We start from the raw sequence: 7,095 nt of genomic DNA, 5'->3' as shown, positions 1-7,095 counted from the left end.
TTATTCACAAAGAGGTTAAGAGACGCTGCGCTTTTAGAGCTAGTGAAAAAACAATTAATCACTCGGGCTCATGGTTATTGTTTTCTCATTTACTCCTCATTCACCTCTCTTTGTGCAAAAAGATCTTAAAGAGATTTTATTCACCACAGAGGGTTAGAGCACACAGAGGAAATGATTAAAGACATGTTTTATTTGTTTTGTCTTCTCTGTGTAGCGCGAAGCGCCTCGGTGTACTCTGTGGTTCAAAATGGTTTGTAGGCGCTGGTTATCACGCGCATTTTATTAAACCCTGCGCGAGGTAAACTCCCGCCTACGGGTATAAAAACCTTGCTATATTAACCGTAAGGTTTTTAAATTCCTCGAACCTTGTAAAACGCTGTTGCAAACACGTATTAAAGATTTACAATACAACAAACAATATCGCTAAACTGCTAAATAACACTATCAGGAGTTAATATGGATTCAATACTCAATTGGCTGAATGAAAATTCAGGCTTAATTTTACACTATGGTATTCAGGCAGTTATAGCGCTTGTTATATTTTTACTGGGTGGACGAATTGCTAAATTTTGTGCAAAGTTAACCGAAAAAGCATTCGACAAGAAAAAAGTAGATAAAGCGGTTTCATCGTTTGTCTCTAGTATTGTATATGCCATTGTATTTGCAGCCACTATTTTAATGGCGCTGTCACAAATTGGCATCGAAACCACGTCATTCATTGCTATTTTAGGTGCGGCAGGTTTAGCCGTTGGCTTAGCACTGCAAGGGTCGTTATCTAACTTTGCGTCAGGCGTATTAATTATTCTACTTCGCCCATTTAAATCAGGTGACTATGTTGAAGCGGGCGGCAAAGCCGGTACGATTAAAAAAATCGAAATATTCTCAACTGAAATGCGCACACCCGATAACAAAGTTATTGTAATGCCTAATTCAAAAATCATGTCAGATGCAATCATTAACTACTCACGCGAAGCAACGCGCCGCGTTGACCTTGTGATTGGCGTTGGCTACGACGCCGACTTACGAAAAGCAAAAGAAGTACTTAAATCAGTGCTTGATAACGAACCGCGTATTTTAAAAGATCCTGCATACAACGTATCGGTTTCTGAACTTGCAGATTCAAGTGTTAACTTTATTGTGCGCCCGTGGGTTAAGTCAGAAGATTACTGGCCAACATATTGGTCGTTAATGGAAAACATTAAAATAGCGTTAGACGACGCAGACATTACTATTCCGTTCCCACAAATGGATGTTCATTTACATAAGCAAGACTAATTTTTAAAATATTTATTTTATTAAGGCAGCGATCATATGAGATTGGTTAGCATGTGCGCTGCTTTTTTTAATAAGTATACATATTATATTTACAGGGTTATTTTTTAATGAAACTTAAGCTTTTATCAATTTTAGTAGCAGCCTCAGCTACAACCAATGCATTTGCAGCAGAAGAAGAACAAAAAACCTGGGAAGTTACCAGTGAAGTAGGCGCTATTATTACCAGCGGTAATACCGAAACAACGACCTTAAAAGGCGGTATTAAAGTATTACATAACTTAGAAAATTGGAACAACGAATATAAGTTAGACGGCATCTACAAAGAAGATGAAGTAGAAAACGACGACGGTACTAAAGAAAAGCAGCGTACTAACGAAAAGTACTCTATTTCAGCGCAGGGTAATTACAAATTAAACGAAAAGCACGCTCATTTATTTATTTATGGGTCGCACGTATCTGATTACTTTGGCGCATACCGAAGTGAATCAGTTATTTCAGCGGGTTATGGTTTACGTTTACTAAACGAGTCAAACATGAAATTAAACGCTGAAATTGGTCCAGGTTATAAGTACTTTAAATACCCAGATGTAAGCGAAGAGGTTGATGAAAACGGCAACTCACTAGCGGGTGAATACGAAGGTGAAGTAATTGCGCTAGGTAAAATGGACTTTAGCTGGAAAATTTCAGACAACGCACGTTTTACCCAGTTAGTGTCAGTAGAATATGGTGATACAAACACTAAAACTCGCTCAGAAACCGCACTGCTGACTAAAATTAATGGCTCACTACAAATGAAAGTAGCCTACAATATTACTAATAACTCAGATGTTGCTGACGATAAAGAGGCAACTGATACAGAGACCTCATTAACATTGGTGTATAGCTTTTAACCAATAGCGGTTTTAATAACAATTATGTAATAAAAGAGGCGGTAGCCTCTTTTTTAATTACGCGAAAATGGTGTATGATACGCGCATTATCGACTGTAGAACTAGGGAAATACCTACTCGTGAACTTTTTTAAATACTTTATTAGTGCGCTGATAATTATCAGCAGCTTCAACGCATTGGCTTTTACCCCAAGTGCATCGCAAATAGAGCAATTTAAAAAGTTGCCTAAGTCTCAGCAGCAGGCGCTTGCAAAGCAGTACGGTGTTGATTTATCGGTAATAACTGGGTCAAGCCAATCAAGTAATCAACCTCAAGTTGAAGAACCAACAATCGGTCCACGTTTAGTACAACAAGAGCAAGCAGCAAAAGCAGAACCATCAAAACAAAACCCTAATACAGTTAAACCATTCGGCTATGAACTATTTGCCGGCGAACCCACCACTTTCATGCCTAGCGAAACGTCAGCAGTACCCGATACGTATTTAGTTGGCCGAGGCGATCAGTTATTAATTAACTTTTATGGTAAAGAAAGCGATAGCTTTGAAGTAATTGTTGATAGAGAAGGTCGAATTAACATTCCTGACTTGAGCCCTGTACAAGTAGCGGGTTTAACGTTCGCTGAAGTTAAAGAACTAATTAAAGTAAAAGTAGAGCAAGAAGTTATTGGTGTTAAAGCGTTTGTATCGCTCGGCCAGTTACGCAGCATGCGTATTTTAGTACTTGGCGAAGCATACAAGCCTGGTAGTTACAGTGTATCGTCTTTAACTACTGTATCGCATGCATTATTTGTAAGCGGCGGGGTGTCGGATATTGCTTCACTGCGTAACATTCAAGTAAAGCGTGCGGGTAAAGTAGTTGCTAATTTTGATTTATACGACCTACTTATTCATGGCGATAGCAGTAACGATATAATTTTAAAGCCAGGTGACGTAGTATTTGTACCTTCAGTTGGTGCACAAGTAAAAGTAGAAGGCTTAGTGAAACGCCCAGCTATTTTTGAACTTAAAAAAGGCGAAACGGCGAAAGAATTACTAGCTATGGCTGGCGGCTTAAAACCTGGTGCCTATACTAAAAATGCCGTGGTAGAGCGTTTTAAAAACAACCGCAAAGAAGTACTTACCGTAGACTTTTCTGCTAGCAATATAATAAATTACATTCCGCAAGACGGCGATCGCATTCGTTTTAACACGGTAAGCGCACAATATAATAACGTTGTAAATTTAGTGGGGGCAGTAGTTCGCCCTGGCAGCTACCAGTGGTATGAAGGTAAACGCATTTCCGACGTGTTAAAGTCGGTACGTGGTGATCTACTACAACAAGCTGATTTAAGTTATGGCTTAGTAATTCGTGAAATAAATATTAGTGGTGATATAGAAGTGCATCAGTTTGATGTTGCGCAGGCCATTGTAAAAAATGCTAAAAACGACTTAACCCTTAACGCAAACGATAAAATTATTATATTTAGTGAGTTTGAGCAAAAGCAGCAAGAGCAACTTACTTTATCAACTACAGGCTCAGGTACTAAAAAAGATAAATCTATTGAGCAAGCTGCTCAAGATGAAAATAGTAACGATTTAAGCGCTGATAGCTATTCACCATACAGCCGTAATAATTTACTAGCGCCAATAATTAAACAGTTGAAGCAGCAAGCATCAACGAATAAAGCAATACAACTAGTAGAAATTAACGGCAAAGTAAGCTACCCGGGGGTTTACCCTTTAACCGTAAATGGCCGTGTAGCTGACTTAATAATAGCCGCTGGGGGCTTGTTAGAATCGGCTTACACCAAAGAAGCTGAAATAACCCGCATGATTGATGGCAATGCTTCACAAGTAGAACATGTAAAAATAAACCTTGAACAACTAATAGGTAGTAACGAAAGCAGCCTTACTTTGCAAAGCAAAGACAGCTTAAATATTTTTGCAATTCCTAACTGGCAAGAAAACGTAAAAGTAACACTTAAAGGCGAATTTAAATTTCCGGGTACGTATACCATACGCCGTGGTGAAACACTTAGTAACCTACTAGAGCGAGCAGGTGGTTTTAGCGACTTTGCAGAGCAAAATGCCGCTATATTCACTCGTTTATCAGTAAAGCAGCAAGAGCAGCAACAGCTGGCACGTTTAGCAACAGAGCTACGCCGTGATGTGGCATCAAAAAGCTTTCAAAATTCAGTCAGCACAAGTGCGCTATCGTATGATGAAATGAACAAGTTACTCAATGATCTGGCAAGTGTAGAAGCATTAGGCCGTTTGGTAATAGACCTGCCGCTTATTCAAAATAACCAGCAAACCTTAGTGCTTCAAGATGGTGACACTTTATATGTACCTAGCAAACGCGACTCTATTAGTGTTGTGGGTGAAGTAAACTACTCAACCACCCACCTTTATAAAGCAGGCATAAGTGTTGATGACTACCTAGAACTAAGTGGTGGCTTAAAAGAACGCGCTGATGACGACCGTATTTATATTATTAAAGCCAATGGCGCAGTAACCATACCTAGCTCAGGAAACTGGTTTGCTCCAGGTAATGAGCAAATGCTAGAACCAGGCGACACCATAGTAGTGCCAATGGATGCAGGCCATATGGATAAGCTAACGCTGTGGAGCACTGCAACGCAAATACTTTACCAACTAGGCGTAGCAGTAGCCGCTATAGGCAGCCTGTAATATAGGGTTATAAGCAACGGATTTCGGGCTGTGGGCTATTAGCTAAAGGCTAAGGGCTTAGGGCTCGAAACTCGTAGCCCGTGGCTCGCAGCTAAAATGTTTTTTTAAAGCGGGGCTTTACGCCTCGCAAAGGTAGCAGCGACTTTATGTCGCGTTAAGGTGATTTTATTTACCACAGAGGGTAAAGAGAAGCCGTTAGGGATTAAGGAAGTGACGAGTTGCGAGCTTCGGGGTTGAAATAGCCTGTAGGCGGGGCTTTACGCCGCGCAAACTTGTTTCTCTGTGTAGCGCGCAGCGCCTCAGTGCACTCTGTGGTTCAAAAATGATTTTTAAAGCGGGGCTTTACGCCCGCAGGTGTTTACTTAAAGACTATGAACCTAAAACCTAAAACCTAAAACCTAAAACCTAAAACCTAAAACCTAAAACCTATTTTTTTATCAGACCGTAGGAACTGCAACCTAGGGGCGGAAGCGTGCCCGAAGGGCTAGACAAGCAAATAGTTTTGCTTTCAAGCTGGAGCGAGAGGAGCTCTGCGACGAACTGGAACGTGAAGCGTGCCTGAAGGGCTAGATAAGCTTACAGCGACGAGCCTAGAGCTCGAAGCCGGAAGCCCGAAGCTCGAAGCCTGAAGCCCAAAGCTCGAAGCCCGAAGCTCGAAGCCCGAAGCTCGAAGCTCTAAAATTAACTAACTGTAAAAACGCTAAAACCTGCTACATTTTTACTTTAAAGTATTACTTTAGAGTTAAAAATGAAATACGAAAATCTAGAAGTTTGGCAAAGAGCATTTAAGTTAAGTTTATTAATTTATAAAAGCTTTCAGCAGCTCCAGGATTATGGTCTAAAAGATCAAATGTGTAGATGCTCTGTTTCTGTACCTAGCAATATTGCAGAGGGGATGGAAAGAGGTTTTGAAAAAGAAAAAACTCGCTTTTTATGGATTGCCAAAGGCTCCATAGGCGAATTAAAAACACAAGTTATGATTGCTTCAGAATTAGGATATATCAATAGCTTAAAAGCAGGTTATATTCTCGAAGAATGTGAGGTTATTGCAAAGATGCTAAGCAGATTAATAACGGTCATTAAAAATAGCTCTTAGCCAATAGCTCGCGGCCCGAAGCCACTTACTAGAACCACGAGACCCATATGAACAACCCAAGCACTCAACAATACAACGAGCCAATGCAAAATAATACACCAATGCAAAACCCCAACATCGCTGACGACGAAATCGACTTACGCGAACTCTTTGCGGTCATTTGGCAGGGTAAGTGGCTAATTATAGCAATTACAACTTTATTTGCTGTGGCTTCAGTTTTTTACGCCATTAATCAACCTAATATTTATAAGTCTGAAGCATTATTAGCCCCTGCAGAGCAAGAAGGTGGCGGTGGTTTAAGTGCATTGGCTGGGCAGTTTGGTGGTTTAGCGAGCTTAGCGGGTGTTAATTTAGGTGGCGGTTCAAGCAATAAAGCACAATTAGCTATTGAAGTGTTAAAGTCACGCCAGTTTACCAGCGACTTTATTCAAAAGCATAATATATTAGCCGACTTAATGGCTGCCGAATCGTGGGATATGCAAACCAATACAGTTGTGTACAATAGCGAAGTGTATGATGCTGAAAACAATAAATGGGTGCGTGAAGTAAAAGCCCCCTTTGCGCCTGAGCCTTCAATGCAAGAAGCGTACAAAGAGTTTAGTGAAATTTTAGCTGCCAGTACTGATAAAGAAACCGGTATGGTAAAAATCTCTGTAGAGCATGTGTCTCCTTATGTTGCCCAGCAATGGGTAAGCTGGTTAATACAAGATATAAATAAAACCATGAAGCAGCGTGATGTGTTAGAAGCACTAAAAAGCACTGAGTTTTTAACCCAGCAGCTAGAGCAAACAAAAATTGCTGATATACGTGCGGTACTATACAAGCTAGTTGAAGAGCAAACTAAAACAATCATGTTTGCTAAAGTACGCGACGAATACGTATTTAAAACAATTGATGCCGCATTAGTACCAGAAGAAAAGTTTAAACCTAAGCGCGCTCTAATTTGTGTGCTTGGCGTACTTTTAGGTGGAATGCTAAGTGTAATGATAGTATTGATCAGGCATTATGTAGGTAACTCTAAGTCTTAGAACTTAGTATCTAATCCCTGCGCGAGGTAAACTCTCGTTACAGGAATAAAAACCTTGTGTAAGGTGCAGTGTTTTATTTTACTAGCTGATAGCTGATAGCTGATAGCTGATAGCTGATAGCTGATAGCTGATAGCTG

Annotated in this window: 5 protein-coding genes; all 5 read left to right on the top strand. The window is 40.2% G+C overall.

Annotated features, from left to right (window positions below; translation table 11 throughout):
- The first annotated feature begins 456 nt into the window (after window positions 1-456).
- On the top strand, window positions 457-1,275 hold the full coding sequence (locus QMA00_RS18215; protein ID WP_008113937.1) for a mechanosensitive ion channel domain-containing protein: 819 nt from the start codon (window positions 457-459) through the stop codon (window positions 1,273-1,275).
- A 107-nt stretch (window positions 1,276-1,382) separates the two neighbouring features.
- Window positions 1,383-2,165, top strand: coding sequence for a DUF481 domain-containing protein (locus tag QMA00_RS18210; protein ID WP_290158376.1), 783 nt, complete (start codon window positions 1,383-1,385; stop codon window positions 2,163-2,165).
- A 119-nt stretch (window positions 2,166-2,284) separates the two neighbouring features.
- The gene (locus QMA00_RS18205; RefSeq protein WP_290158374.1) at window positions 2,285-4,834 is read left to right on the top strand and encodes an SLBB domain-containing protein; all 2,550 of its coding nucleotides are present in this window, start codon (window positions 2,285-2,287) and stop codon (window positions 4,832-4,834) included.
- A 748-nt stretch (window positions 4,835-5,582) separates the two neighbouring features.
- A complete protein-coding gene (locus tag QMA00_RS18200) occupies window positions 5,583-5,930 on the top strand; it encodes a four helix bundle protein (RefSeq protein ID WP_008131632.1) in 348 nt (115 codons plus the stop codon).
- A gap of 47 nt (window positions 5,931-5,977) precedes the next feature.
- Complete coding sequence (locus tag QMA00_RS18195) at window positions 5,978-6,958, top strand: Wzz/FepE/Etk N-terminal domain-containing protein (protein WP_290158370.1); 981 nt, start codon at window positions 5,978-5,980, stop codon at window positions 6,956-6,958.
- Window positions 6,959-7,095 lie beyond the last annotated feature (137 nt).

This window comes from Pseudoalteromonas sp. APC 3694, from assembly GCF_030407565.1.
Taxonomy (GTDB): Bacteria; Pseudomonadota; Gammaproteobacteria; order Enterobacterales; family Alteromonadaceae; genus Pseudoalteromonas; species Pseudoalteromonas tetraodonis.
The sequence above is the reverse complement of the archived record's forward strand: the minus strand, read 5'-3'. Positions and strand labels throughout refer to the sequence as shown.

Bases quoted from the DNA above. Each gene is read 5' to 3' on its own strand.
- QMA00_RS18215 (WP_008113937.1), top strand. From the start codon at position 457: ATGGATTCAATACTCAATTGGCTGAATGAAAATTCAGGCTTAATTTTA.
- QMA00_RS18210 (WP_290158376.1), top strand. From the start codon at position 1,383: ATGAAACTTAAGCTTTTATCAATTTTAGTAGCAGCCTCAGCTACAACC.
- QMA00_RS18200 (WP_008131632.1), top strand. From the start codon at position 5,583: ATGAAATACGAAAATCTAGAAGTTTGGCAAAGAGCATTTAAGTTAAGT.
- QMA00_RS18195 (WP_290158370.1), top strand. From the start codon at position 5,978: ATGAACAACCCAAGCACTCAACAATACAACGAGCCAATGCAAAATAAT.